Genomic DNA, 25313 nt, shown 5'->3' on the forward strand with positions numbered 1-25313 from the left:
GGCAGCGGCGGCAGTGGCGGCGGGCCCGGCGGCGCGGGCGGCAGCGGCGGCGCCGGAGGAATGGGCGGCGCGGGCGGCAGCGGCGGCGCCGGGGGAATGGGCGGCACCGGCGGAATGGGCGGCGCCGGAGGAATGGGCGGCAGCGGCGGCGGCGGTGGCAATGGATTCGCGGCGATCGTCTCGAAAGAGGTCTACGACGCGATGTTCCTGCACCGGAACGCGCTGTACGCGTATGAATCGCTCGTCGCCGCGGCGGAGACGTTCCCGGCCTTCTGCAACGAGGGCAGCCTCGACGATCGAAAGCGCGAGGCGGCCGCGTTCCTCGCGAACATCTCGCACGAGACCACGGGCGGCTGGCCCGCGGCCCCGGACGGCCCCCATGCGTGGGGGCTCTATTTCACGCAGGAGGTCGGCTGCGAGAACGGGGGCTGCACGGGCTATTGCGACTCGACGAACCAGCAATGGCCTTGCGCGCCGGGGAAGACGTATCACGGGCGCGGGCCCATCCAGCTCTCGTGGAACTACAACTACGGGCAGGCGGGCGACGCGCTCGGGCTGCCGCTCCTGACCGATCCGGATCAGGTGACGTCGAATGGCACGGTGGCCTTCCGGACGGGCGGCTGGTTCTGGATGACGCCGCAATCGCCCAAGCCGTCCTGTCACGACGTGATGACGGGGAAGTGGACGCCGTCAGCGCAGGATCAAACGCTCGGCCGGGTGCCCGGGTTCGGGATGACGATCAACGTCATCAACGGCGGGCTCGAGTGCAACCAGCCGACGAACGCCAAGGTGGAAGACCGCGTCGGGTTTTACCAGCGATACACGCAGATGCTCGGCGTGGACCCGGGCCCGAACCTTTATTGCGACAAGATGCAGTCGTATTGAGCGAAGCTGGTCGGGGAGGTGGGATTTGAACCCACGACAACGAGCACCCAAAGCTCGTGCACTACCGGACTGTGCGACTCCCCGGCGGCGCCGCCCGCTGTCGGGCACCGCGCGGCGCGCACTCTAGACGACGTCCGGGCCCAGAGCAAGAGGCTCGAAGGGCTCAGCCCGGCTCGGCCGAGCGGAGCCCCCCCGCCACGCGATGTTCTAGCGAAGGTTGTCCACCAGATATTCGATCGACCGCTGCGTCGCGTAGAGCTTCGCGGCCGGCGCCCGGTAGCCGTGGCGCTCCCCGGGGAACACCAGGAGATCGAAGCGCTTGTTCGCCGCGACGAGCGCGTCGATGAGCTCCGCGGTGTTCTGGAAATGCACGTTTTCATCCATGAGCGCGTGCAGGAGGAAGAGCTTGCCGCGGAGGTTTCCGGCGAGCTTCGTCAGGTCCGCCGCCTCGTAGGCCTTCGCGTCCGCCGTGGGGCTGCCGAGGTAGCGCTCGGAGTATGCGCTGTCGTAGAGGCGCCAATCCGTCACGAGCGAACCGGCGACGCCCACGTGGAACCGATCGGGCGCCTTGAGCAGCGCGAGCGCCGCCATGTACCCGCCATAGCTGTGGCCGATGATCCCGACGCGGCTCGCGTCGACGTACGGGCGCTTGGCGACGGCGTCGAGGCCGGCGATCTGGTCCTCGAGCTCGACGTTGCCGGCATTCTTGTAAAGAGGCGCCGCGAAGGCCTGGCCTCGCCCCGCGGTGCCGCGGTTGTCGAGCTGGTAGACGACGAATCCGCGATCCGCGAGGTGCTGCCACTGGAGGTACGGCGACCACATGTTGAGCACCGTCTGCACGCCGGGGCCGCCGTACACCATCACGATGACGGGATACTTCTTCCCGGGCTCGATCACGCGCGGCGGGAGGAGCGTGCCATAAAGCTTCACGCCGCCGGGGCCGTCCACCGTCAGGATCTCGGGCGTGCGCACGTGGAGGGACGCGAACACGGGATCCATCGGGAGCGTGAGATCCCCGATCACGGCGCCGCCGAGCTCGCGAATGACGACCTTCGGCGGCCGATCCTTCGCCGAATGAATGTCCGTGACGGTCTTCGCGCCCCGATCGACGCCCGCATAATGCACGCCGGGCTCCTCGGTCCAGCGCTTCTTCTCGCCGCCGTCGAGGTTCACCGAATAGAGCTGGCGGTCGAGCGGAGCATCCTTGTCGTCGGCGATGAAAAAGACGCGCCCGCCCTCCTCGTCGACGCGGCTCACGAGCTGCACGTCCCATTCCCCCGAGGTGAGCTGCTTGATCGGCGCGCCCGTGGCGACGTCCCGGAGCTCGAGGTGGGTATGCCCCCCGATGTCGCGCGTCCACACGAACCGCGGGGACTTTTCAAGCGGCTCGAACGTGGCCGGCTCGATCCACGTGGGCGAGGTCTCCGCGAAGAGCTCCTTCGTCTCGCCGCTCTTCGCGTCCACGCGCACGAGCGCGAGGCGCTTCTGGAGCCGATCGAGCGTCTGCAAGTACAAGGCATTGCCGTCGGGCGCCCAGTGGAAGCGGACCATGTAGCGCTCGGCCTCGGCGGGCCATTTCAACCAGGTCGTCTTCTTCGTCTTGAGGTCGACGATGCCCGCGCGAACCTTGGGGTTCTTGTCGCCGGGCGCCGGGTACTTCTGCATCATGAGGTCCGGCTTGTCGCCGCGATACCCGAGCACCGGATGCTCGGGGACCTCGCGCTCGTCGACCTCGAGATACGCAATCTTGTCGCAGCCCGGGGACCAGAAAAACCCGTGCGGCTCGTCGAGCTCCTCCTGTCCGAGGAAATCACTCTGCCCACGCGTCGTGCCCGGAGGTCCGCCCGTCGTGAGCCGCGTCTCCTTGCGCGTCGCGACGTCCACGACCCACAGATCGTCCGACCGGACGAACGCGACGCGCTCGCCCGTGGCGCAGATCTGCGGGTCGAGCTCGGGCTCCTTGGTCTCCGTGAGGCGCGTGATCGCGCCGGCCGCCGACCGCACGAAGACGTCCCCCGACGAAGGCACGAGCATCACGGGCGCCTTCTCGGCCCACTGGTACGCGACGATCCCCATCGTCTTCTGCCGCTGGCGCTCGCGCCGGAGCTCCTCCTCGCGCGAGAGCGGCTTCGAGCTGCCCGGGAGATCCGAGGCGCGCAGGATCACCTTCGACGTGCGCGATGGAAGGTCGAACGCAAAGAGCGACATCGTCATGTCCCCCGACTCGCTCGCGAGGTACGTGACGAGCTTGCCGTCGGGCGAAGCCTTGACCTGACGCGGGATGTTCCACCCCGGCTCCGGCATCTTCACCATCTGCTCGAACGAGATGGCGCTCTTCTCCGGCCCGAGGATCGTGCCGCGCGTCGCGTCGGCCGCCGGCGCCGCCGCCTTCGGCGCGCCCTCCGCAGCGCGGTCCTTCGTCATCTCGTTCAAGAGCGGCCGCTTCGGCCACGGCTCGCCGGCCCCGCCGCAACCGGAGAGCACCCCCGCGAGCGCGAGCACGCCCGCCAGACCCTGTGCCTTGTGCATGCTCCCCCGGTTAGACCGAGAGCGAGCCCGAGTCCACCCCGCCCATCACTCGGGCAACCCGCCGCCCTCCGCCTCGTCCAAAGGCGGCGGCGGCGGCGGCACCGACTTGTCCGTCGTGACGATGCGGACGCGACGCACGCGCCGGCCAACGACGTCCGTCACGACGAGCGTGTAGCCCTCGCACTCGACACGATCTCCAGGCTCGGCCGGGTGTTCGAGACGTTCGAGGATGTAACCGCCCACGGTCTCGACGGTCTTCGCCTCGGGCAAGAGGACGATCCCCGCGTCGCGCTCGAGGTCCGCGAGCAGGACGCGGCCGTCGACCTCGACGATGCCCGGACCACGGCGATGGATCGGCGGGACCTCCTCGTCGTTCTCGTCGCGGATCTCGCCGACGATCTCTTCGAGCACGTCCTCGATCGTGACGAGTCCGACGAACTCGCCGGTCGGGCTCGTGACGATCGCCACGGGGATCTGCTTGGCCTGCATCTCCAGGCGGAGGCGCTCGACGGAGGTGGTCTCGCGGGCGAAGATCGGCTTGCGGAGGAGCTCGGCGACGCGCGCGGCCTTGCGGCGGCCCGAGAGGACGTCGAAGAGGTCGCGCAGGTGCAGGTACCCGAGCACGGTGTGGCCCTGCGCGTCGAGGACGGGATACCGCGAGTAGCCGGCCTCCGCGACGATCTTCACGGCCTCGTCGATGCTCATCGCGGCCCGGAGCGTCGCGGCCTCGCTGCGCAGCGACATGACGTGGCGCGCGGTGCGCCGACGCAGATCGAAGATGCGCACGAGCATGCTGCGCAGCGCAGGATCGAGGCCTGCAGGGCTCCGCGTGAGGAGGATGCGGAGCTCTTCGGAGGTGTGCGCGATCTCCTCCTCGTGCGCGGGCTGGAGGCCGAAGAGCCGCACGAAGCCGTTCGCCGCGGAGTTCAAGACCCAGATGATGGGCCACATCAACACGAAGAAGACGTGGAGCGGCTGCGCGGCGAAGAGCGTGACCTTCTCGGTGCGCTGGATGGCGAGCGTCTTCGGCGCGAGCTCACCGATGATCGTGTGGAGCGACATGATCAAGGTGAACGCGACGCCGAGCGCGATCGCGCGCGTGGCCTCGGGGCCGACGCCGAACTTGATGAGCCAAGGTTCGAGGAGGTGCGCGACCGCAGGCTCGCCGATCCAGCCGAGGCCGAGGCTCGCGAGCGTGATGCCGAGCTGGTTGGCCGAGAGGTACGCGTCGAGGCGCTGCGACATCGTCAGCGCCCGCTTGGCCCGCGCGTCGCCGCTGCGCACGAGCTGCTCCAGCCGCGAGGGGCGCATCTTGACGATGGCGAACTCGGACGCGACGAAGAACGCGTTCAGCAGGATGAGAAGCGCCGTCGCGAGCAGATAGAGAATCGTCGTCATCGTCCGAACCCGGTCCCCCAAGGAGCAGGAGAGCGCGCCGAGCGATGGCTCGTTCTCCCTGCGAAGGCGGCCCTAGATGCGAGCCCGCACGAGGATCTCGCGGCGCAAATCCGAGTCGCTCGTCAGCCCCTCGACGAGCGCGTCGGCGGGACACTGGCCCTTCTCGACGAGGCTGCCGAGGCGCGTGAGGTGCACGCGCTCGTCCTTGCCATTGCGCATGCGAGCCCGCCGCGCGAGCCCACCCTCGGCGATCACGAGCACGCGCTCCGCGAGCGCCGCGAGCTTCTCGCCGCGGAACGTCGCCCCGAGCCCCTTCTGGGCGATCTCCGGGCGGAGCGCTTCGAGCTCGGCATAGGTGAAACTCTCGGTGAGCGCCTCGGCTTCGTCGAGGGCGCGATCGTCGTAGAGGATGCCCGTCCAGAGCGCCGGCAGCGCGCACGTGAGCGCGGCCGACTGCGAGTCCGCCCCGCGGACCTCGATCGTGCGCTTGAGACGCACCTCGGGGAAGAGCGTGTTCAGGTGCGTCTGCCAGTCGGTCGAGGTCGCACGGTGATCGCGGAAGCCGTGCTTCAAGAAGCTGCGGAAGGACTGGCCCGTGTTCTCGAGGACGGTGTCGCCGCGCTTGATGAGGAACATCGGCGCGTCGAGCGCCCACTCGACGTAGTCGACGAAGCGCTTGCCGCGCTCGAGCACGTTCTCGAGCAGCCCCTGCCGCGCGGGATCGACGCTGAGCCACGTGAGCGCGCGCCGGCTCTTGCCGCCCCAGAGACCGCTCTCGACGAACGGGGAGTTCGCGAACATCGCCGTGGTGACGGGCGAGAGGCGGAGCGAGACACGGAGCGCGCGCATGGCGCCCTCCTCGCTGGAGTAGTCGAAGTTCGCCTGCACCGTGGCCGTGCGGCGCATCATGTCGAGGCCGCCCGTGCCACGCGTCGGCAGGTAACGGCGCATGATGCCGTACCGAGACTTCGGCACCCACGGCAGCTCGTCCTGCCGCGCGAGCGGATGAAACCCGACGCCGAGCCAGCTCAGGTTGAGCTCGCCCGAGATGTCGCGCAGCTCCGCGAGATGACCGCTCATCTCGAGGCAGATCTGGTGGACGTTGTCGAAGGCGGCGCCGGAGAGCTCGAGCTGGCCGCCCGGCTCCAGGGTCACGGAGGCGCCCGCGCGTTCGAGCGCGATGATCGGGCCCGTGGGCGACTCGCGATCGATCTTCCAGCCGTGACGCTCGACGAGCGCCTCGAGCACCGTGAGGACGCTGCGCGGGCCCTCGTAAGGGAGGGGCGCTCCGGTCGTCGTGTCGACGCCGAACTTCTCGGCTTCCGCACCGATGCGGTAACGATCGCGCGGCTTCATCGCCGCGTGGAAGGGGATCAGGAGGTCATCGATGCCGCGGATGATCTCCGCCTGATTCGAAAGGCTCGCTTCGGCCATCGTTCGTGGTTCTCAAGCTGTTCGGGGAGTTGGGGCGCGGGACAGGCCTAGACGGCCTGCGGCCACATCGGGGAGCGTTCCGAGCCGGATCCCTTCGGACCAAGCACACGCGCGAGGACAGCGACGTGTTTTGCCGTGGTCCCAGCACCACCGCCGACGAACCTCGCCCCTGCGTCCACCAGACGTTTGCACGCCGCGGCCCACGCATCCACCGATGACGTGGTGTCTGGTACGCCATGTTGGCACTCGGGGCTCGCCGCGAGCAGAACCCCGACGCGCGGAGCTCCCGCCCGCGTCACGATTTCCAGCGCAGCCTTGGCCGCGCTCTCGCTCGGCACGTCGACGATCACGGCATGCACGCCCGCGTCGACCGAGGCGCGTGTCCCCTCGTCGAGCGAGTCACCGTCGACGATACGCTCGCCGTCCGACGTTTCGAGCAGCGCCCATGTCGGTAGCTGCGTCGCGCACGCGCTCACGATGGCCGAGAGCCGCGCCATACGCGCGAGCTGCGTGCCGTGGCGGAACGCCTCCGGCGAGAAGCCTCGCGCGATGATGAGCTCGCAACCCGACGTCGACAGGCGCGTCGCGTGCATCGCGTACTCTTCGGTGATCCGCTCCGGCAGCGCCGGCGCGATCCAGCGCGCGCCGAGGAGGCCCGCCACCACGACCGGCCGATGCGCGGTGCCGACCGCCTCGATCGCGAGATCGACCGCCGTGCCCGTGAGCGCGGCCGAGCGGAACGCCATGCCGATCTGCGCGAGCGCTCGCGGCATCGTCTCGTCCGTGACGGCCACGATCACGTCCGATCCCGCGGTGATCTCCTGCCGGTAGTGCTCGGAGACGGCGCCGGGGTTCTCGCGCACGGCGCGCCCGAGGGGCGCCGCGCCGGAGGTCTCCACGCCCCTCGCCGCGAAGGACGAGACCGGATCGCCACCCAGGACGAGCGGGCGCCCCGCTTCGAGGCGGGTCAGGAGGGCATCGAGAGAGCTCACGTCATCACGCAGGGGTTCGAGGGCCGAGCTGGGAATGTCCAGGATCGGCCGAAGGCCGTCGACACAAGGACGAACCTTCGTCCCCTTCTACCACTTCACCTGAAAACACGGAACCCGAGACGCGGCTGCCACGTGCATTTCCCGTCCGGGTCGGCGAGCAAGCCTTCATGTGCTCGTCACGCGGCCCATTCCATCGCGCATCACGCCCCCCGCGCAGAGGCCGCTTGCCCGGTCCCGCGCGCCCCTCGCTTCGGAAGGAACTTCCGATCGAACAGGCGGACGCGACGGACGAAGAGGTCGAGGAGGAAGACCACGATCGCCGCATACACGAAGCGCGTCCAGAGCTCCTCGTGGTACGTCACCTTCTCCCCGGCAGGGTCGAAGATCGCCTGCACGGAAGCCGGATCGACGGCCGCGCCCGTGGCGAGGGCCGCCTTCTCGAGCGTCGGGAGATCAGCCTCGAAGCTCGCGTACTCCTTCGGGTACGGGTTCGACACGTGGCCGAAGCTCACGGCGATCTGCTTCATCGCGCCGCCCTCGGCCTCGCGCATGTGCTCGGCCCGGAGCAGGAACGATCCGTACTTGTCGAGCGGCTCGTCGACCTCGTAGCGACCGGGCGCGGTCTGCCGGAAGTCGACGACCTTCGTCTCGCCGCCCGGCACGATGATCGAGAGCTTCGAGGTCAAATTGTTCTCGAAGCGCTCGTCGGCCCCGAAGGCGTCGACGGAGGCGCGAAGCCTGCCGCCCACGACGTCGGCCTTCATGTCGAGCTCGCGCCGATGCTTCTGCCGCATGTGCTCGTGCACGAGCTGGCCCCAGAAGCGCTCGAAGCCCGGCCACCTCAGCCACTCGACCGCCCAGCGCGATTTCACGTCGCTCGTCCACGCGAGCGTCCATCCGAGGCCCACGCGCCAGCGCGCGAGGATGGGCTCCTGCGTGTCGCTCTGGAGCAGCTCCACCGCGGGCGGCGGCTTCATCTTCGTCGAGACGTAGCCGTGCAGGTTCGGCGCGGTGCGCACGTCGACGCCGCGCAGGAAGGCCGCGTCGCCGACCTGCGTGACGGGGAACCACTCCTCGACCGCGGCGGCGCGCGCGATCATCTCCGTCTCTTTCGTGAAGATGCGCGGCAGGTTGTTCGCGTCGCCGACGGCGTGATACCGGCCGCCGCCGACGTCGGCGATCATCTTGAGGAGCTGCTCGTCCACGTCCCCGCCGAGGCCGACCGTCGTCACCGTGATCGACTCGGCGATCATGGCCGAGACGAGATCACGAATGCCCGAGCTCGACGCCTTGCCGTCCGTGAGCAGCACGACGTGCTTCTTGCGGGCCTGCGTGACCGTGAGGTCCTGGTAGGCCGCGTCGAGCGCCGGGAAGATCTCCGTGCCTCCGCCTGGCTGGATGCGCGCGATGTCGCCCGCGATGCGCGAGCGGTTGCGCGCCGGCTGCATCTTCACGTACCGCGTCGGCGCCGAATCGAAGGCGATCACCTCGATCAGATCATCGGACGAGAGCACGCCCGACGTGGCCTTCGCCGCGGCCTTCGCCATCTCGAGCGGCAGGCCGGTCATCGAGCCCGAGCGGTCGATGACGAGGACCATCGCGACGCTCGGCATCTCCTTCTTGCGCTCGTTGTCCATGCGGACCGGCAAGATCCGCTCGATCGTCGAGTGGTACCAGCCGCCGAGCCCGTAGCCCGCGTCGCCGCCAGCGAAGAGGAAACCGCCGCCGAGATCACGGACGTACGTCTCGATGAGCTCCTGCGCTTGAAGCGATACGGCGTCCTTCGGCGTATCGCTCAGGATCACGAAGTCGAAGCGCTCGATCTCCTTCACCGATGCCGGGAAGCCCGCGGGCGGGCGCACGTCGACGTCGAGCTGCTGCGCCGTGAGCGCGCTCGAGAGCGGCCCCGCGTGCTGCGGCGTGCCCTCGATGTAGAGCACCGCCGGGCGCCCGGGGACGTCGATCGTCGTCGCGTACTTGTTGTTCTCCTTGAACTTGTCGGCCGGGATCTCGTCGACCTCGAACGCGTACGTCACCTGGCCCGGCAAGCGCACGACGCTCTTGAAGATGACGTCGTTCGGGCCGGCCTTGAGATCGAGCTCCTTGACGCCTTCGAGCCCGTTCAGCGCCTCGCCCTGGTAGAGCCGCGCACGCGCCTTCGTCGCCCGCGTCGCGTAGATGTCGGCGTGGATCGCGAACGTCTCGCCGACCTTCACGCGCTCCGGCATCTTGAGCTCGCGCACGGCCACCTCGGGCGGCGCGGGCCGGCGATACGGGATCGTGAAGAGCTTGATCCCGAACTCCTTGGCGCGGTTCGACTCGGCGAGCAGGTCGCCCTCGGTCTGCACGCCGTCCGTGAGGAGCACGGCGCGCTTCAGGTAGCCCTGCGGATAGAGGCCGTACGCGAGCTGGAGGGCCGCCTGCAAGTTCGAGCCTGCGCCGAGCGACTCCGCCTGCGATTTGTCCGTGTCGGTCGACGCTTGGGGCTTCGGATCGCCTTCGGCGCCCTTCGCCCCAAACCCCAGGTGCCGCGTGATCAGCGGAGGCTTTGCGTTCTCGCCCTCGGCATCGGGCGCCTCCACGACACGTGGCCGCTTCGCGAACGTGACGAGCTTGACGATCCCGTCCTTCGGCTTCTCGGCCCAGGCCCGCTGCACGGCCGCGCGCGCGTCGTCGAGCGCCTCGTCCGTGACGGAGTCCGAGACGTCGACGAGGTAGACCGTGCACACCTTCTCGGTCGTGGCCGTGCGCGCGAGGCGCGAGAGGCCGAGCGCGAGCAGCACGACGAACGAGATGCGCAGGAGCACCGAGAGCACGCGCTGCGGCCACGGCAGATCCGCGAGCGACTGCGAGAGGACGCCGACGAACCACGGCGCGACCAAGATCGCGCCGAGCATCTTCGGGTTGAGCAGCTCGTAGGTGATCCCGCCGCGCACCCACGTCAGCGTGGGATCGGGGTGCAGGAGGACGAAGCGCCGGTAGGCCCAGAAGAGGAGCCCTGCGAGCGCGAGGCAGGTCGAGACCCAAGCGATGACCCGGAGGCGCTTGTTCAAACCGTCACCCTCCGATGGTACGTGAGCCACTCGATCGCGGTGACGAGGAGCACCGCGGCGAGCAAGTAGATCCAGATCTCGCGCCGCACGCCGACCTTGAACTCACCGACGGGGCCTGCCGCGCGCCCGCCGACGACGAGCTCGGTCGCGGGTTTGATCACGCTCTCGGCCGGATCGACGAGGTTCGCCGCGAACGTCGTGATCTCGTCGGGGCTCGTGGACAGCTTGTAGAAGCCCGCTTGCTGGCCGAGGAAGACCGCGCGGCCGTCCTTCACGGGCACGTCGCGCTTCGTTCCATCGGGCAATTCGAGCGTCGCCGTCGCCGCCGCGGACGAGGCCGGGATCTGCCAGACCGTGCCCGTGCGGAACGAGGAGATGTACTGGACGTCCTCCTCGACGAACTCGTTGATCGTGTTGAGCAGGAAGAGCGGCCAGGAGATCCGGAGCGGAAAATCGCTCTCGCGGATGTCGAAGCCGAGCGCGACGAACTTCACCCCCGCGCGGCTGCCGGCGATCAGGATCGGCCCCTTGTAGCTCTTGCCGATCACCTTGTCCTCCTTCTCGCCCTTCAGCGGACGCGCGCGCCCGATGTTGACGTCCGAGAGGACCGTGTAGCGGAGGATCGGGTGCTTCTCGTCGAGCTCGTCGAAGCCGAGCCGATAGTTCGGATCCGTATCTTCGACGGGCTTGCCCACCTCGAACGGCACGTTCTCGCCCGAGGGGTTCAGGTAGAGCAGGCTGCCGCTGCCCGTCGCCACGTTCGGCGTCACGCCGTCGAAGATGGTCACGTCGAAGTTGCCCTTCGCCGGGTACCGCGACGGATCGATCGTCGTGACCTCGAGGTACTCGTCGAGCAGGAGCGCGGCTTCGAGGAACATGTTGCCGGAGCTCACGACCTGCACGCGGGCCCGCCTGCGCTCGGGCAGGAGCGCGAAGGCGTGATCGTCGGCGGGCAGATCGTCGCGGCTGCCGTTCGCGTAGGCGATCTTCGCTTCGAGCGTCTTCGACGCGCCCGAGAGGTTCGGATAGAAGCGCGGCAGCCGCTCCTTCGGCCCGAGCCGGATCTGCGAGAGGTCCGTGAGCTGCCCGTCGCCGAAGAGCGAGAGCTCGACGTCGACCGGCTCTTCGTTCGTGTTCGTGACCTCGAGCATCACCTCGTAGCGGCTCTTGTCGAGCGGATAACGCCGCACGGAAAAACCCGTGATCGCCACGTTCGTCGCCCGGGATCCGATGGGCAGGAACGAGAGCCGCACGTCGCCGAGCTCCACGGGCCCGGCCGCGTCGGCGGCGGGGCCGAGCGCGCCGTCGGAGACGACGATGATCTCCGGCGAGGAGAGGCCGCGCAGCGTGTCGACTCCGAAACGCAATCCGCGCGCGAAGTCGGCGCTCGCATCCGTGGCCTTGATCGACGCGACAGCCGCTTCGAGGTCGGGGATCTCGCTCGTCATCGTGGAGAGCGGCGTCACGGCCGCATCCATCTGCGCGACGAGCATGCGATCGCTGCCCGAGAGGCCGCGGACCATGCGCTTGACCTCTTCCTTCGCGGCGTCGATGCGCGAAGGCGCGGCGTCCGTGGCCTTCATGCTCGCGCTCGCGTCGACGAGCACGATGATGTTGCGGCCTTCGAGGATGTTCGCCGCGGGCCGCGGATCGCCGAGCGCGAGCAGGAGCAGCGCGAGGAGCGCGAGCTGCAGGAGGAGCGAAAGGAAGCGCTTCAACTGCGAGAAGAGGCTCGTCGCCTCCTTGTCGCGCAGGATGCGCTCCCAGAGCTTCTCGAAGGGAACGGCGACGGGGCGCCGACGCAGCTTCAGGATGTAGAAGACGACGACCACGCTGCCGGCGAGGGCGCCGATCTGAAGCAAGGTCGCGAGCGGGACGCCGACGAAATGCATGGCTTACCGGAGGAAGCCGCCGCGGCGGAAGACGCGGAGGATGAGCTCGTCGAAGGACACGTCGGCGTCGGCGCGGAAATAACTCACCTGCCGCGACGTGCAGAACCGCTGCACCTCGTCGAGGTACCCTTCGTACGCCTGCTGGTATTTTTCGAGCACCTTGGCCGTGACCGTGACCTCGCGCTCCGTGCCCGTCTCGCAGTCGTAGACGCGCACGTCGCCCTTGATGTCGGGCCGCGCGTCGTGCCGATCGACGAGGTGGATCACGTAGGGCTCGAATCGATGGAAGCGCAGCACGTTGATCCCGCGCTCGAAGCCCTCCGGATCGTAGAGGTCGGTGAGCAACACGGCGAGCCCGCGGCGCTTGTGCTGCGCGACGAACGTCTTCATCGCCGCGCCGAGATCCGTCGGGCCCTCGGCCTTCACGCCGGAGAGGAAGCGGAAGATGCGGAAGATGCGCGCCTTGCCGCGCGTCGTCGGCATCCGCCCGCTGATCTCGTCGGTGGCCGCGACGATCGCGATCCGATCGAGGTTCGCGAGCCCGACGTACGCGAGCGCCGCGCAGAGCCGCTTCGCCTGCCGGAGCTTCTCGCCCTCGCCGAAGCCCATCGACGAGGACGTGTCGAGGATGAAGTAGATCGCGAGATCCTCTTCCTCCTCGTAGAGCCGGATCAGGAGCCGATCGAACTTCTGGTACGCGTTCCAGTCGAGGTAGCGAATGTCGTCGCCGGGCGCGTAGTCGCGGTGATCGGCGAACTCGATGCCCGAGCCCGTCTTCTTCGTCCGTCGCTCGGCGCGCATCGCGCCCGAGAAGACGCGACGGCTCACCATCGCGAGGTACTCGAGCTTGCGCTGGAACTCGTCGTCGAAGAGGTCGTCGTCGCCGCCCGCGCCGCCGCGGCGCAAGGACGGCTTGTCGGGCCGAAGCCCCAGGAACTCGAGCACACCCATGGCGAGGAAGCTCCCTACTCGGCGGTGTCGGGCAGCTGCTTCATGATCGCGAGGAGAACGTCGTCGGTCTTCACGCCTTCGGCCTCGCCCTCGAAGTTGAGCAGCACGCGGTGCCGGAGCGCCGGCAAACACACGGCCTTCACGTCGTCGACCGACGCCGCGAACCGCCCCTCGAAGAGCGCGCGGATCTTCGCCGCGAGCAGGAGCGCCTGCGCCCCGCGCGGTGACGAGCCGAACTTGACGAAGCGCTTCACGAGGTCGAGCGACCTGCCCTCCGGGTGCGTCGCCTGGAGCAGACGAACCGCGTAGTCCTGGACGTGCCGCGCCACCGGCACCTCGCGCACGAGCTTCTGCATCGCGAGCAGCCGCTTCTTGTCGACCACCGGCTTCGCCTCGGGCGCGTCCATGCCCGTCGTGCGATCGAGGATCCCGTGCAGCTCCTCGCGGCCCGGGAACGGCACGTGGAGCTTGAAGAAGAACCGGTCGAGCTGCGCCTCGGGGAGCGGATACGTGCCCTCGCTCTCCAGCGGGTTTTGCGTGGCGAGGACGAAGAACGGCTCTTCGAGCGTGTAGCTCGTCTTCGAGACCGTGACGCGATGCTCCTGCATCGCCTCGAGCAGCGCGCTCTGCGTCTTCGGCGTGGCGCGGTTGATCTCGTCGGCGAGCACGATGTTCGCGAAGATCGGGCCCTTGCGGAACGAGAGCGAGCGCTGCCCGCCCGCGCCTTCGTCGATCATCGTCGTGCCGAGGATGTCGGCCGGCATCATGTCGGGCGTGAACTGGATGCGCGAGAACTGCAGCTCCAGCGCCTGCGCCATCGTCCGGACGAGCATCGTCTTGCCGAGGCCCGGCACGCCTTCGAGCAGCGCGTGGGAGCCGGCCAGCATGCACGTGAGCACGCCGTCGACGACCTCGCGGTTGCCGACGATGACCTTCCCCACCTCCTCACGCAGCCCGCCGATGCTCTTCTGAAAATCGGCGACCTCGGCGCGCGCGAGGTCCTTGTTCTTCTCGGCCATCTCTTCCCCTATCGTTCTACTTGGAAAAACCAATCGTGCCCGCGCGCGCCGCTCACTCCCTGGGTCGAATGAGCTGGAAATAGCGTTGCACGTAGAATCGGTACCCGTCGGGCACCTTTTCTTTGTTGATTTGCTCCTCGGCGACGGTCCTGTACTGCGTGAAGACCTTCTTGTAGCCGCCGCCCTTGAAGCCCTTCTCGGCCGCCGCGAGGATCACCTCGCTGTTCGAGGGGCCGCCGCCGCTGTCGAGGCCCTGGGCCTGCACGTCCTGCGTGCCCATCTTGGGATCGGTGCGCTTGCCGGCGAGGTCGCCGTCGTGCCCCGAGCCGACGCCCTTGCCGCCCGGCTCCGTGCCCTGACCGCCCTGCCCCTGGCCGTCGCCCTGACCTTGCCCCTGGCCTTCGCCCTGGCCTTGTCCCTGCCCCTGGCCGCCGCCTTGCGAGAGGACCAGCATCTTCTTGCCGCCCGGGCCGATCACCCACTGTTTGCCCTGACCACCGCCCTGCTGGCCGCCGCCGTTCTGGCCGTTCTGGCCGTCCTGGCCCTCGCCATCCTGGCCGTCTTGGCCGTCTTGCCCCTCTTGGCCCTGACCGTCCTGGCCCTGGCCCTGCTGCGGCTGACCTTGCCCCTGCCCGCCGCGCGCGCGTTTGCCGAAGCGGAGCATGCGGGCCATGCGCTGCTTGCCCGATTGCCCCTGCTGCCGGAGCATCTCGCGCAGTTCTTCGAGCCGCTGCCGGAGCTCTTCCTTCTCCTTCTCGGACATCTCCTCCTGCTGCATGCGGTTGATGTCCTCGGCCGCTTGTTCGAGATCCTCGGCGGACGCGCCGAGCTCGCGCATCAGATCCTCGGCCGCCTTCGCGAGCGCGCGATCGAGTTTGTCGAGCTGCCGCCCGAGGCGCTCCTGCTTCTCCGCCTCGCGATCGAGCCGCTCGAGCTCGCGCTCCTTCTTCTTGAGCAGGCGCTCCTCTTGCTCGTCTTGCGGGCCGCCGTCCTGCTCGTTCTTCTTCTGCTTCTTCTTGAGCAGCTCCTCGCGGGCCTCGGCGCGCTTCTCGTTGATCGCAGCGAGCGCATCCTTCTGCCGATCGGAGGCCTTCTTCAGCGCGTCCTTGAGCCGCTCGAGCGAGGCCTTGTCGGGCTTCTTCTTCCCGTCGCGCAGCCGCTCGGCGAGCTCCTTCAGGTCCTTCTTCGCCTTCTCGAGGTCCTTCTTCTTCAGCGACTCGCCGACGGGCTTCGAGAGCTCGCTCGACTCGAGGTCCTTGCCCATCTGCTCGAGCGCCTCTTCGAGCGCCTTCCGATCGGCCTCGGCGCCCTTCAAGAGGTCACGCTCGATGGCCTCCATCTTGCGGAAGGCCTCCGTGCGATCGAGCCGCTTGTTCGCGATGTCCTCGACGAGCTGGTTGAACCGCTCGATCGCGGCCTGCACTTCGGGCGTTTGATCCTTCTTCGCGAGCTCCTTCGCGGCCTCGCGGAAGAGCTCCAGATCGTCGTCCGAGAGCGCGACCGCGTCGATCGTGCGCAGCTGCGGCGGCGCCTCCTTGATGGACGTGCGGATCTCGACGAGCGCGAGCGCGACGGCGCCGATGCCGACGAGCAGCGCCGCGAAATAGTCCGAGGGCAAACGAATCGGCGCGGCCTTGCTGGGCTTGAGATCACGCGCGTTCTCGCACGCGTCGTCGATGGCCACCTCCATGAGCGGCGTGCGCTCGGAGGCCTTCAAGGCGTCGAAGGCGAGCGCGTTCGTGAGCCTGTCGTGGAGTTTGTGATGACGATCGAGCGCGATCGTCCCGGCCCGCGGCGCGAGCTTGCGGAGGAGCCCCACGAGCGCGACGGCGACGACGGCCGCAGCGGCGCCGATCAAGATGTGGCGCGCGCGCTGCTCGGAGAGGTGGTCGGGGAACAACTTGCGACACGCGAGGGTGCCGGCGACGACGGCGAACGCCAGCGTGAGCGCGTTCGGCAGGTAACGTACGGCCCGCGCGATGCGCAGCCGGAGCGAGACGATCGCGGCGGCGCGGCGGATGCGAGAGAGCCCTTGGATACGGTGATCGCTCACGGTAGAAGTCGCTCCGATCGCCCCGGGAGGACCGATCGCCGGGAGGTGAGGGGCGTCATTGTAGCTGTTGACGTTTCGGGCGCCCGTAAGTTCCTACCCTGAGAACGGGCCGCGCATCGCGATCTTACGCGTCACGCGCCGGGAGGATTCCCCCGAGGAGCGAGCGCGTTCGGGGCGCCCCCCTACCCGCCTCCAGGAACCTCACGGCCGAGGACAGGCACAAACGACGAAGGGCGCTTCGGACGATACGCCGTCCGTCGCGCCCTTGTCGTACAGGGCTCGCGCGTCGTCAGCTCGATCGACGCGCCGCGGCCCGCGGCTTCTTCGCCGTCGACCTCCGCCCCGCGGTCGCCTTCGCCTTCGTCGCCTTCTTCGCGGCAGGCGCCTTGGCCGCGCTGCCGCCCGAAGCCTTCTTCGTGGCCTTCTTCGCGGCAGCCTTCTTCGCCGGCGCCGCGGCCTTCGCGGGCGCCTTCTTCGCCGGCGCTGCGGCCTTCGCGGGCGCCTTCTTCGTGGCCTTCGTGGCCTTCGCCGAGGCCTTACCGACCTTCTTCGCGGCGGCCTTCTTCGCCGGCTTCTTCGCGGCCTTCTTCGCGGCACGCGCGGGCTTCGGCGTGGGCGCGGGCGCGGCTTCTGCGACCGGCTCCTCGTCGAGGTCGGCGTCGTCGAGCGCCCTTCGCGACGGCATGTCCTTGCCGTACTTCGCGAGCAGCTCGCGGATCTTCTCGTCGAGCTTCGCGAACTCGAACGGCTTGTCGAGCCAGCCGTCGGCGAAGAGCGGCGAGGTCATCGCGTTCATGCTCTCGCCGATGCCCGTGAGCATCAGGACGGGCGTGTTCGCGAGTGTTCCGCCTGCGGCGCCCGGGGCCTTGACGAGCTTCGCGACTTCCCAGCCGCTCATCTGCGGCATCATCACGTCGAGCATGACGAGATCGGGATGATGCTGCTGCGTCAGGCGCCAGGCGGTCTCGCCGTCGGCGGCATCGTGGACCTGGAAGCCGAGGGTCCTCAAATGGCGAGCCACCAGGCTCAGCATGGCGGGCTCGTCCTCGGCGACGACGACGGTGAGAGGCTTCGTGCTGGTGCTGGCGGACGACATCGTTTCGGGATGAGAGTACGCCGAAGGGTGGAAGGTCAAGGCCTACATGCGCCGGGCAGTTTCACCACAGCGTCTCGGAGCCTCGGCGCAGGCGTTCCGGCCCCCAAGCAACGAAGACGCCTGGACATTCCCGATGTCGTCGTAAAGCGCTGCCCCTACACGCGGACACGCATCGGGGAGCGCCGGACGAACATCGCCGTGACGTACCTCGTTCCCAAGGCGCTCGGCTCGGGCGAGCATGGAGCCGCACCATGACCACGCAGGACCTCGCCGCCGTGAGCGGCGCCACGGGATTCATCGGCTCGGCTGTCGTGCGCAAGTTGCTCGAAGGAGGCCGCAAGGTGCGCGCGCTCGTCGAGCCCGGGGCCAATCCGAAAAACCTCGAAGGTTTGCCCGCGGATCGCGTCGAGCGCATCGAGGTCGACGTCTGCGACGCGAAGGGGATGCGCAAGGCGCTCGAAGGCGCGGGCGCGTTTTACCACCTCGCGGCGATCTACAAGGTGTGGATGCCCGATCCCACGCCGATCCACCGCGTCAACATCGAGGGCACGTTGACCTCGATGCTCGCAGCTCGCGACGTCGGCGTGCGCCGCGTGATCTACACGTCCTCGATCGCGGCCGTCGGCTTGAAGGACGACGCGAGCCCCGCCGACGAGTCGACGCCGTGGAACCTCTGGGACATCGCGAACGACTACATCGCCTCGAAGTACCACGCCGAGCGGGTCGTCACGCGCCTCGCCGAGGCAGGTTTTCCCGTGGTGATCGTGAACCCCGCGTTCCCGTTTGGCCCGCGCGACATCGGGCCCACGCCGACCGGCGCGATCATCCTCTCGTTCCTCCACGGGAAGATGCCCGGCGTGGGCGAAGGCGGGTTCTGCGCGGTCGACGTGGACGACGTCGCGGAGGCGCACGTCGCAGCCGAGACCCGCGGGCGCTTCGGCGAGCGGTACATCCTGGGAAACCACAACATCACGTTCCGCGCGTTCCTCGAGCTCGTCGCCGAGGTCGCGGGGAAGACGCCGCCGCGGCTGCCGATCCCCTCCGGCCTCGCGCGGGCCATGGCCTTCGGCCTCGAATCCTGGTCCAACCACGTGAGCCACGCGCCGCCACTCGCGACGTACAAGAGCGTCCGCTACATGCAGCACCACGCCTACTTCGACGGCGCAAAGGCCCGGCGCGAGCTCGGCATGCCTTGCACGCCGCTCCGGACCTCGGTCGAACGCGCGATCGAGTACTTCCGGACGAACGGGATGGTCTAAGCAGCTCGGGCGAGCGAGATCTTGTCGGATTGTCCGGCCGCGTAGAAAGAGCGGAGCGCGCGGCGCATCCGATCGAAGTGGCCGCGCCGCGCGAAGCTCTCTTCGAGTCGGCCAGCGAAGCGGGCGGCGAGATCGTTCGCGAGGCGGTAGCGATCGCCGCGCTCGGTGCCCGGCGGGTGCAGGTACGCCACGGCCTCGAAGAGGCGCGCGCGGATGCGGGCCGCGCGGTCGGGATCGAAGCGCCGCGCGGCGAGCGGGCCGTGCACGAGGAGCACGTACTTGTCGACCTCGGCCTGGAGCTCCAGCTCGAGCTGCGTGACCGGCAGCTCGCGCCGCGCGCGCTCGGCCAGGCAGAGGAAATGGCTCACGCCCTCCACGACCTGACAGAGCAGATCGAACGGCGGGTTCGTCGCTTCGAGCGCCGCGCGCGGCAAATGCAGCACCACGGAGACGCCGTCGTCGTCCTCGCGCACGAAGAGGACCTCGCGGCCTTCTTCCTCGGATGCGTCGATCGGCTGGATGAAGTCCTCCACCGAGGGCGCCTCCGGGATGCCGTACGTGCCTTCGAGCGCTGCCTGGATGCGCGCGGGCAGCGAGGGCGCCATCAGTGGACGCCCTCCTTTCCCCGCGTCGGAACGAGCCCGCGCGCGCCGAGCTCCTCCGCGATGCGCGACGAACCCGTGCGCAGCCAGCGCTCGTAGAGCTTGAGCAGCCCGCGCTGGCCCTGAGCGCCCTGCGCGATCGCGCCGTCGGCGACCTCGTTCAGGACCTCCACGAATTGCTCGAATCGATCGGCGAGCTCCGACAGGACGTCGTGCGTCGCGCGCTGGCCCGGCGCGCGCAGCATGGCCGAGGCGTTGTCGTACGCCGTCGCGCCGACGCGGATCACGTAGCCGCGGTCGATCCCGCGGAGATCGACATGGCCGCCGAAGAAGCCGACCCCGTAGAGCACGCCGTCCCCGAGCGCGCGCAGGCGGCGGAAGCGCGTGGTCCCCGAGGCCTCGAGCGCGTCGTGGAGCTGGAAGGCGAGGGGTCGGGAAAACGCCGACTCGTTTTCCTCGCTGGGGTGGGCATAGTCGCAGAGAATGCCCACGAGGTAGTGCGACGCCGCCGCGGAGGCCTCGATCTTCCGCAAGCGCAGCGCATCGCCCACGGCGCTCATGAAGTAGTCGGAGATACTAGGAGAGATCGCGATACTGGTAGTACGGCTCACGGGGCACCTCGTCCTGGACGGGGCGCCTTGGGACCGGGATCCAGCAGGCGCCTCGCGCCCGGTTGAACAGCTCGTCCTCGAAAGACCGGCGACAGAGGCTCGCGGACGGCTCGGGGCCGGACACGGGCCTCATGAACGGAATCTACCGCAGCGGGCGCTCGACGCCCAGCAGACGGCAGACGGTTTTACGTGGGATTCCGAGGATTTGTGGCCACCCCCGGGGGCGGCTGCCAGCGATCGCGAGGGCCGCGATTTTCCGCCGCTTGACAGCCGAACGACCATGACTATCTTCCGCGCCGTTCGTTAGCACTCACCCCCCGTGAGTGCTAACAATCGAAAAACCGCAAGCTCATCGGGCATGTGGCGGGGGCGCCCCAAGCATGAATGCGCGCGCTCGCGCCTGCCCATTGCGAATGGGATTTGGTGGCTCTCGGCCACCCCCGGAGGGTTTCACGATGGCGACGAAGATCAGGCCGCTGCAGGACCGCGTGATCGTCAAGCGACTCAAGGAAGAGGAGAGGACCAAGGGCGGGCTCTACATCCCGGACTCCGCCAAGGAGAAGCCCGTGGAGGGCACCGTCCTCGCCGTGGGCAACGGCAAGGTCCTCGAGGACGGCACCGTGCGCCGCCTCGACGTGAAGGAAGGCGATCGCGTCCTTTTCGGGAAGTACTCGGGGACCGAGGTGAAGCTCGACGGGGAAGAGCACCTCATCCTGCGCGAGGACGACATCCTGGGCGTGATCGAGGCGTGACGCGGGCCGCGGCCCCCTGAATTCTGGAGATATCGAGATGGCAGCCAAAGAGATCATCTACAACGAGTCGGCTCGCAGCATGATCCTCGCGGGCGTCAACGCCCTCGCGGACGCGGTGAAGGTCACGCTCGGCCCGAAGGGTCGCAACGTCGTGATCGAGAAGAGCTTCGGCTCGCCGACGGTCACCAAGGACGGCGTGACGGTCGCGAAGGAGATCGAGCTCGAGAACCGCTTCGAGAACATGGGCGCGCAGATGGTGCGCGAGGTGGCCTCGAAGACGAGCGACATCGCCGGCGACGGCACCACGACGGCGACGGTGCTCGCCCAGGCGATCTACCGCGAGGGCTCCAAGCTCGTCGCGGCGGGCCACAACCCGATGGAGATCAAGCGCGGCATCGACAAGGCCGTCGAGTCCATCGTCGCGAACCTCAAGGGCTCGGCGAAGCTCACGCAGGACGCGAAGGAGATCGCGCAGGTCGGCACGATCAGCGCGAACGGCGACCAGACGATCGGCAAGCTCCTCGCGGACGCGATGGAGAAGGTCGGCAAGGAAGGCGTCATCACGGTCGAGGAGGCGAAGAGCGCCGACACGACGCTCGACGTGGTCGAGGGCATGCAGTTCGACCGCGGCTACCTCAGCCCGTACTTCGTGACGGACGCCGAGGCGATGAAGTGCGTCATGGAGGACGCCTACATCCTCATCTCGGAGAAGAAGATCTCCAACATGAAGGACCTCCTCCCGGTCCTCGAGGCGATCGCGAAGCAGCAGAAGAACCTGCTCATCATCGCCGAGGACGTCGAGGGCGAGGCGCTCGCGACGCTCGTCGTGAACAAGCTCCGCGGCACGCTGCACTGCGCGGCCGTGAAGGCGCCCGGCTTCGGTGATCGCCGCAAGGAGATGCTGAAGGACATCGCGGTCCTCACGGACGGCCAGGTGATCGCGGAGGAGCTCGGCCTCAAGCTCGAGAACGTCACGATCTCGGATCTCGGCCGCGCCAAGACCGTGATCATCGACAAGGACAACGCGACGCTCGTCGGCGGCCAGGGCAAGAAGGACAAGATCAAGGCGCGCCAGCAGGAGATCCGCGCCCAGATCGAGCACACGACGAGCGACTACGATCGCGAGAAGCTCCAGGAGCGCCTCGCGAAGCTCGTCGGCGGCGTGGCCGTCATCAAGGTCGGCGCCGCGACCGAGACCGAGATGAAGGAGAAGAAGGCCCGCGTCGAGGACGCGCTTCACGCGACCCGCGCGGCCGTGGAAGAGGGCATCGTCCCCGGCGGCGGCGTCGCGCTCATCCGCGCGCAGGCCTCGCTCGGCTCGCTCGAGGTGAACGACGAGCAGCGGTTCGGCGTGAACATCATCCGCCGCTCGATCGAGGAGCCGCTCCGCCAGATCTCGGCGAACGCCGGCGAAGAGGGCTCGATCGTGGTCCAGAAGGTCCGCGACGGTCAGGGCTCGTTCGGCTACAACGCCGCGACCGGCGAGTACGGCGATCTCCTCGCGATGGGCGTCATCGACCCGGTGAAGGTCGTGCGCTCGGCGCTCCAGAACGCCGCGAGCGTGGCGAGCCTCATGCTCACCACCGAGGCGCTCATCGCGGAGCGTCCGAAGGAGGAGAAGGCGGCGGCAGGTGGCGCGCACGCGGGCCACAGCCACGACTTCTGATCCCACGCGCGTCGTGACACCCACGACGCAATCGTGAAAGAACAGCGAAGGCCGGCTCCATGAGGGGTCGGCCTTTTGCTTTCCATGGCGCACGAACCCGACGATGCAGCGCGCCATCGAGGCCGGAGCCTTGCTACAGTAGAGGCATGTGGGATCGGCGGCACCTCTCCGGGTTGGCGAGCTCCGCCTTCCGGGCGCTTGGCCGGCTGGTCCACTACCTCGACCTGCACGAGGCGCCGCGGGCGGCGAGCGCCATGGCGTTCGACGCGTTCCTCAGCATCATCCCGCTGCTCGCCGTGGCCGGCTGGGCGCTGCATCGGCTGCGCGACGCGGCGGCGGAGCTGCTCGGATCGCTGCTCAGCGCGGCGCCTCCGTCCGTCTCGGCCGCGCTCGGCGAGGACTTCTTCCGCATCTCCGACGCGAAGGCCCTCGTGCTCGCGCCGCTCGGCCTCCTCGCGTTTTTGTGGGTCTCGTCGGCCGGCGCGGCGACGGCGATCGGCGTGTTCGAGACGATGTTCGTCTGCACGCCCCGTCCCTGGTGGAAGCGGCGCCTCGTGGGCCTCGGGCTCGTGCTCGGCGCGATCCCGGCGGTCGGGCTCGCCACGTTCATGGGCATCGTGTTCACGCACGTGACCGGCTCGCTCGGCGCGACGATCGTGGCGGCAGCCGGACCTGCGTTGATCCTGACCGGGCTGATCGCGGCGTTCTTCCGCCTCACGATCACGCGGCCGCCGTCGGTGCGGAGGCGCGTCTGGCCGGGCGCGCTCGTGACCGTGTCGCTCTGGGCGATCGTCTCGACGTTGTTCTCGGTCTACGTGGCGAGTTTGGCGCGGTACGCGACGCTCTACGGCGCGCTCGCGAACGTCGCGGTGCTCCTGTTCTGGCTGTGGCTCTTGTCGATCTCGCTGCTCGTGGGCGGTGAGGTGAACGCGCAGCTCGAGGGCGTGCGCGATCCGCACGACGACGCGCCGGAGCGGTGGCTCGCCCCGAAGGCCGAGGGGCCGCGCTCGATTCAGCCGCCTCCGCCGCCCGCGTCGGGCTTGCGGCCGAAGAGGACCGCGTCGAGCGAGTAACGGCCGCCGCCGGTGAAAGCGAGCCCGAGGCCGACGATCGAGAGCAGGAACGGATACTCGAACGGCACGCCCTTCACGGAGCCGACGTGCGCGGCGTCGGGCAGATGCATGGAGGCCCAGGCGACGACCATGTTGAAGGCGACGACCGCGGCCGCGGGGCGCGTGAGCAGGCCGAGCAGGAGACAGATCCCGCCGAGGAATTCGGCGAGGGTCGAGCACCAGGCGAGCAGCGTCGGCGCGGGAAACCCCTTCATCGCGAGGCCGCCGGCGAGCCCGGCGGGGCCGTCCACGAGCTTCGAGAACCCGTGCGCGGCGAGCAGCGCGCCCGTCGCGAGCCGGACCAGCAAGAGGCCCAGCGAGCCCGTGCGATTCGAATCGGGATAGAGCAGGGATCGGAGCTTCATGCCCGTGACGTAGCACGGGACACGCCGCGCGAGGCCCGGGGCCAGGCGAGCCCGGCGGCCGGGCGCACGAGGAGGGGCGGAGGCAAAAAACGTTTGGCCTGAAAACCGCTTTCTATTTGAGGATGGTCTCGCAGCCGACCTGGATGTCGACCTTCACGTCGGTGGCCGCGCCGAGGGCCTCGCAGGCCTTGCCCAGGAGCTGGACCTTGCCGTCCTGCGTGTAGTCCCAGCAGCCGTCCTGCGGGCAGAAATCCAGCGGATCCGAGCGCTTTTTCAGGTTTTGCAGCATGCCGTCGAGCGTGATGTTCACGTTGACCTGGGCCGTGTCGATCTGCTCGCCGGGCGGCGGGGGCGGCAGGTCGTAGACGCAGCCGAGCGCCTTGCCGCGGACGTCGGCGATCGCCTTGGCCAGCGCGTCGGCGTTGAACTGCGCGCCGTTCGAGAGATCGATATGGCAAGGTTTGGCGGGGGCGGCCCCGGCCTCCGTGAAGGCGGCGTCCTTGTCGCAGCTCGGATCCACGGTGTCCGGCGATCCGCTCACCGCGTACGTCGAGAGCGCGAGGAGCATGTTGTAGGGCGGGGTATCGAATCCGTCGACCTTCGCGCCCGTGCTGTTCGACCCGGGGACGCCCACGACGAACGTGAAAATGGGCTTGCTCGCGTCGGTGCGCGCGGCCGTGATGAGATCGTTCACGCTCTTCGGCATTTCCCAGTCCGGACAGCCATTGAGGTCCTGATAGCCGGGCCTCGCGGGGCTCGCGACGGACGTGCACGAGAAACCGCCGTCCGTGATGAGCACGAGCATGCGGCGCTCGATGTTTTCGGCCTTGAGCGACGCATATCCCGCCGTGAGAGCATCGTAGATGGGGGAGCCGTCGTCGCTGTTGCTGAGGGGCGAGTGGCTGGCGAGCCAGTCATACATTTGACGGCGTACGCCCATCGGCGCGTTCGTCTTGTCCTTGCCCGCCGGCGCCATCGGGACCTGCGGCAGGAACGAAAAGCCGCACGAGACGCCGCCGATGATTTGCTTGCACAGCTCGTAATCGAGCCCCTGGCACAAGCACACCGGCGGATCCGTCAGGCTCGCCGGGAAGACCGTGAGCCCGAGAGACATCGTGTCGAAGACGTCCTTGTCGATTGCGGATTTGATCGCGAGCTGCGCCGTCCCCCACTTGGACGATTTGTTCATGCTGGCGCTCGCGTCGAGGACGGTGAGCATGGCCGAAGGCGCCTGCTGGGCCTCGGCCGTGAACTTCGCGCAAGCCGGGCCCCCGCCGCCCACGCCTCCGCCGAACCCACCCACGCCACCGCCCCCGGGCCCGACGGGTCCGCCATTGCCCTCGCCGCCCTCGCCGCCCTCCCCTCCGCTGCCCGAACGGCCACTGCCGCCCGCCGCGCAGCCTCCCCCGAGCCCGATTCCCATCGAAATGCCAAGCCCCAGGCTCACACCGAGCCACCGCAGAAAGCGCGCCATCGTTTCCTCCTCAGTCGTAAGGAAAACGACCAGAGCGTATCAGAAGCCAGACCTCGAAATCGACCACGACGAGCGGCCCACGAACGAAATGGGCGGATCGCGTCTCCACGCCCAGAACACAAGCCAAGGAGAACGCTCGACAGCGGAACCCCCCCTTGCGCGAGAGGTAA

The 25313-nt window shown here is 68.6% G+C and carries 19 protein-coding genes and 1 tRNA gene; 5 read left to right on the forward strand and 15 right to left on the reverse strand.

All coding sequences use genetic code 11. The annotated features are described in order from the left end of the window. The coding region (locus QHF85_RS19300; protein WP_281328698.1) for a glycoside hydrolase family 19 protein at nt 1–885 on the forward strand (885 nt) is incomplete at its 5' end. A 7-nt stretch (nt 886–892) separates the two neighbouring features. Here QHF85_RS19300 and QHF85_RS19305 read toward each other — a convergent pair. The 11 genes from QHF85_RS19305 to QHF85_RS19355 all read right to left on the reverse strand — a co-directional run bounded on the left by QHF85_RS19305 (nt 893) and on the right by QHF85_RS19355 (nt 17302). After that, nucleotides 893–969, reverse strand: a tRNA-Pro gene (locus QHF85_RS19305). 123 nt (nt 970–1092) lie between these two features. Next, on the reverse strand, nt 1093–3414 hold the full coding sequence (locus tag QHF85_RS19310) for a S9 family peptidase (protein ID WP_281328699.1): 2322 nt from the start codon (nt 3412–3414) through the stop codon (nt 1093–1095). A gap of 45 nt (nt 3415–3459) precedes the next feature. After that, a complete protein-coding gene (locus QHF85_RS19315; RefSeq protein WP_281328700.1) occupies nt 3460–4812 on the reverse strand; it encodes a hemolysin family protein in 1353 nt (450 codons plus the stop codon). 72 nt (nt 4813–4884) lie between these two features. Further along, a complete protein-coding gene (locus QHF85_RS19320) occupies nt 4885–6246 on the reverse strand; it encodes a glutamate-cysteine ligase family protein (protein ID WP_281328701.1) in 1362 nt (453 codons plus the stop codon). 47 nt (nt 6247–6293) lie between these two features. Continuing rightward, nucleotides 6294–7238, reverse strand: coding sequence for a homocysteine S-methyltransferase family protein (locus tag QHF85_RS19325; RefSeq protein ID WP_281328702.1), 945 nt, complete (start codon nt 7236–7238; stop codon nt 6294–6296). A 200-nt stretch (nt 7239–7438) separates the two neighbouring features. Beyond that, nucleotides 7439–10291, reverse strand: a complete 2853-nt coding sequence (locus tag QHF85_RS19330; RefSeq protein ID WP_281328703.1) for a VWA domain-containing protein — start codon at nt 10289–10291, stop codon at nt 7439–7441. Continuing rightward, nucleotides 10288–12183: a VWA domain-containing protein gene (locus tag QHF85_RS19335; RefSeq protein ID WP_281328704.1), complete on the reverse strand. Its 1896-nt coding sequence runs from the start codon at nt 12181–12183 to the stop codon at nt 10288–10290. Before QHF85_RS19335 ends, QHF85_RS19330 begins: the two co-directional genes overlap by 4 nt. A 3-nt stretch (nt 12184–12186) precedes the next feature. Further along, entirely contained in the window at nt 12187–13134 is a 948-nt protein-coding gene (locus QHF85_RS19340; protein ID WP_281328705.1) for a DUF58 domain-containing protein, read from the reverse strand. Nucleotides 13135–13148: 14 nt separating this feature from the next. Then, nucleotides 13149–14153, reverse strand: coding sequence for a MoxR family ATPase (locus tag QHF85_RS19345; RefSeq protein WP_281328706.1), 1005 nt, complete (start codon nt 14151–14153; stop codon nt 13149–13151). Between the two features lie 52 nt (nt 14154–14205). Next, the gene (locus tag QHF85_RS19350) at nt 14206–16206 is read right to left on the reverse strand and encodes a hypothetical protein (RefSeq protein WP_281328707.1); all 2001 of its coding nucleotides are present in this window, start codon (nt 16204–16206) and stop codon (nt 14206–14208) included. A 289-nt stretch (nt 16207–16495) separates the two neighbouring features. After that, entirely contained in the window at nt 16496–17302 is an 807-nt protein-coding gene (locus QHF85_RS19355; protein ID WP_281328708.1) for a response regulator, read from the reverse strand. Between the two features lie 251 nt (nt 17303–17553). On the opposite strand from QHF85_RS19355, the gene QHF85_RS19360 reads away from it, so the two are divergent. After that, the gene (locus QHF85_RS19360) at nt 17554–18561 is read left to right on the forward strand and encodes an NAD-dependent epimerase/dehydratase family protein (RefSeq protein ID WP_281328709.1); all 1008 of its coding nucleotides are present in this window, start codon (nt 17554–17556) and stop codon (nt 18559–18561) included. Here QHF85_RS19360 and QHF85_RS19365 read toward each other — a convergent pair. Further along, nucleotides 18558–19166 (reverse strand): hypothetical protein, encoded by a 609-nt coding sequence (locus tag QHF85_RS19365; protein WP_281328710.1) that lies wholly within the window; start codon nt 19164–19166, stop codon nt 18558–18560. The two genes, QHF85_RS19360 and QHF85_RS19365, sit on opposite strands and share 4 nt — an antisense overlap. Next, entirely contained in the window at nt 19166–19774 is a 609-nt protein-coding gene (locus tag QHF85_RS19370) for a hypothetical protein (RefSeq protein ID WP_281328711.1), read from the reverse strand. The genes QHF85_RS19365 and QHF85_RS19370 overlap by 1 nt, the downstream gene beginning before the upstream one ends. A 455-nt stretch (nt 19775–20229) precedes the next feature. Here QHF85_RS19370 and groES point away from each other — a divergent pair, with 455 nt between their 5' ends. From groES to QHF85_RS19385, 3 genes are all read left to right on the forward strand, one after another. Further along, complete coding sequence (gene groES, locus QHF85_RS19375) at nt 20230–20526, forward strand: co-chaperone GroES (protein ID WP_136929875.1); 297 nt, start codon at nt 20230–20232, stop codon at nt 20524–20526. Nucleotides 20527–20563: 37 nt separating this feature from the next. Next, nucleotides 20564–22192: a chaperonin GroEL gene (gene groL, locus QHF85_RS19380; RefSeq protein WP_281328712.1), complete on the forward strand. Its 1629-nt coding sequence runs from the start codon at nt 20564–20566 to the stop codon at nt 22190–22192. A 146-nt stretch (nt 22193–22338) separates the two neighbouring features. Further along, nucleotides 22339–23265: a YihY/virulence factor BrkB family protein gene (locus tag QHF85_RS19385; protein WP_281328713.1), complete on the forward strand. Its 927-nt coding sequence runs from the start codon at nt 22339–22341 to the stop codon at nt 23263–23265. On the opposite strand, the gene QHF85_RS19390 is transcribed toward QHF85_RS19385, so the two are convergent. After that, nucleotides 23205–23669: a DoxX family protein gene (locus QHF85_RS19390; protein ID WP_281328714.1), complete on the reverse strand. Its 465-nt coding sequence runs from the start codon at nt 23667–23669 to the stop codon at nt 23205–23207. The two genes, QHF85_RS19385 and QHF85_RS19390, sit on opposite strands and share 61 nt — an antisense overlap. A gap of 112 nt (nt 23670–23781) precedes the next feature. Continuing rightward, nucleotides 23782–25143 (reverse strand): hypothetical protein, encoded by a 1362-nt coding sequence (locus QHF85_RS19395; RefSeq protein ID WP_281328715.1) that lies wholly within the window; start codon nt 25141–25143, stop codon nt 23782–23784. Between the last annotated feature and the right edge of the window lie 170 nt (nt 25144–25313).

Source organism: Polyangium sp. 6x1 (assembly GCF_029946515.1).
Taxonomy (GTDB): domain Bacteria; phylum Myxococcota_A; class Polyangia; order Polyangiales; family Polyangiaceae; genus Polyangium.

Excerpts from the sequence above, each read along its gene's own strand:
- QHF85_RS19310 (WP_281328699.1), bottom strand. The coding sequence starts at position 3,414 with ATGCACAAGGCACAGGGTCTGGCGGGCGTGCTCGCGCTCGCGGGGGTG.
- QHF85_RS19315 (WP_281328700.1), bottom strand. The coding sequence starts at position 4,812 with ATGACGACGATTCTCTATCTGCTCGCGACGGCGCTTCTCATCCTGCTG.
- QHF85_RS19320 (WP_281328701.1), bottom strand. The coding sequence starts at position 6,246 with ATGGCCGAAGCGAGCCTTTCGAATCAGGCGGAGATCATCCGCGGCATC.
- QHF85_RS19335 (WP_281328704.1), bottom strand. The coding sequence starts at position 12,183 with ATGCATTTCGTCGGCGTCCCGCTCGCGACCTTGCTTCAGATCGGCGCC.
- QHF85_RS19340 (WP_281328705.1), bottom strand. The coding sequence starts at position 13,134 with ATGGGTGTGCTCGAGTTCCTGGGGCTTCGGCCCGACAAGCCGTCCTTG.
- QHF85_RS19345 (WP_281328706.1), bottom strand. The coding sequence starts at position 14,153 with ATGGCCGAGAAGAACAAGGACCTCGCGCGCGCCGAGGTCGCCGATTTT.
- QHF85_RS19355 (WP_281328708.1), bottom strand. The coding sequence starts at position 17,302 with ATGTCGTCCGCCAGCACCAGCACGAAGCCTCTCACCGTCGTCGTCGCC.
- QHF85_RS19360 (WP_281328709.1), top strand. The coding sequence starts at position 17,554 with ATGACCACGCAGGACCTCGCCGCCGTGAGCGGCGCCACGGGATTCATC.
- QHF85_RS19365 (WP_281328710.1), bottom strand. The coding sequence starts at position 19,166 with ATGGCGCCCTCGCTGCCCGCGCGCATCCAGGCAGCGCTCGAAGGCACG.
- groES (WP_136929875.1), top strand. The coding sequence starts at position 20,230 with ATGGCGACGAAGATCAGGCCGCTGCAGGACCGCGTGATCGTCAAGCGA.
- groL (WP_281328712.1), top strand. The coding sequence starts at position 20,564 with ATGGCAGCCAAAGAGATCATCTACAACGAGTCGGCTCGCAGCATGATC.
- QHF85_RS19385 (WP_281328713.1), top strand. The coding sequence starts at position 22,339 with ATGTGGGATCGGCGGCACCTCTCCGGGTTGGCGAGCTCCGCCTTCCGG.
- QHF85_RS19390 (WP_281328714.1), bottom strand. The coding sequence starts at position 23,669 with ATGAAGCTCCGATCCCTGCTCTATCCCGATTCGAATCGCACGGGCTCG.
- QHF85_RS19395 (WP_281328715.1), bottom strand. The coding sequence starts at position 25,143 with ATGGCGCGCTTTCTGCGGTGGCTCGGTGTGAGCCTGGGGCTTGGCATT.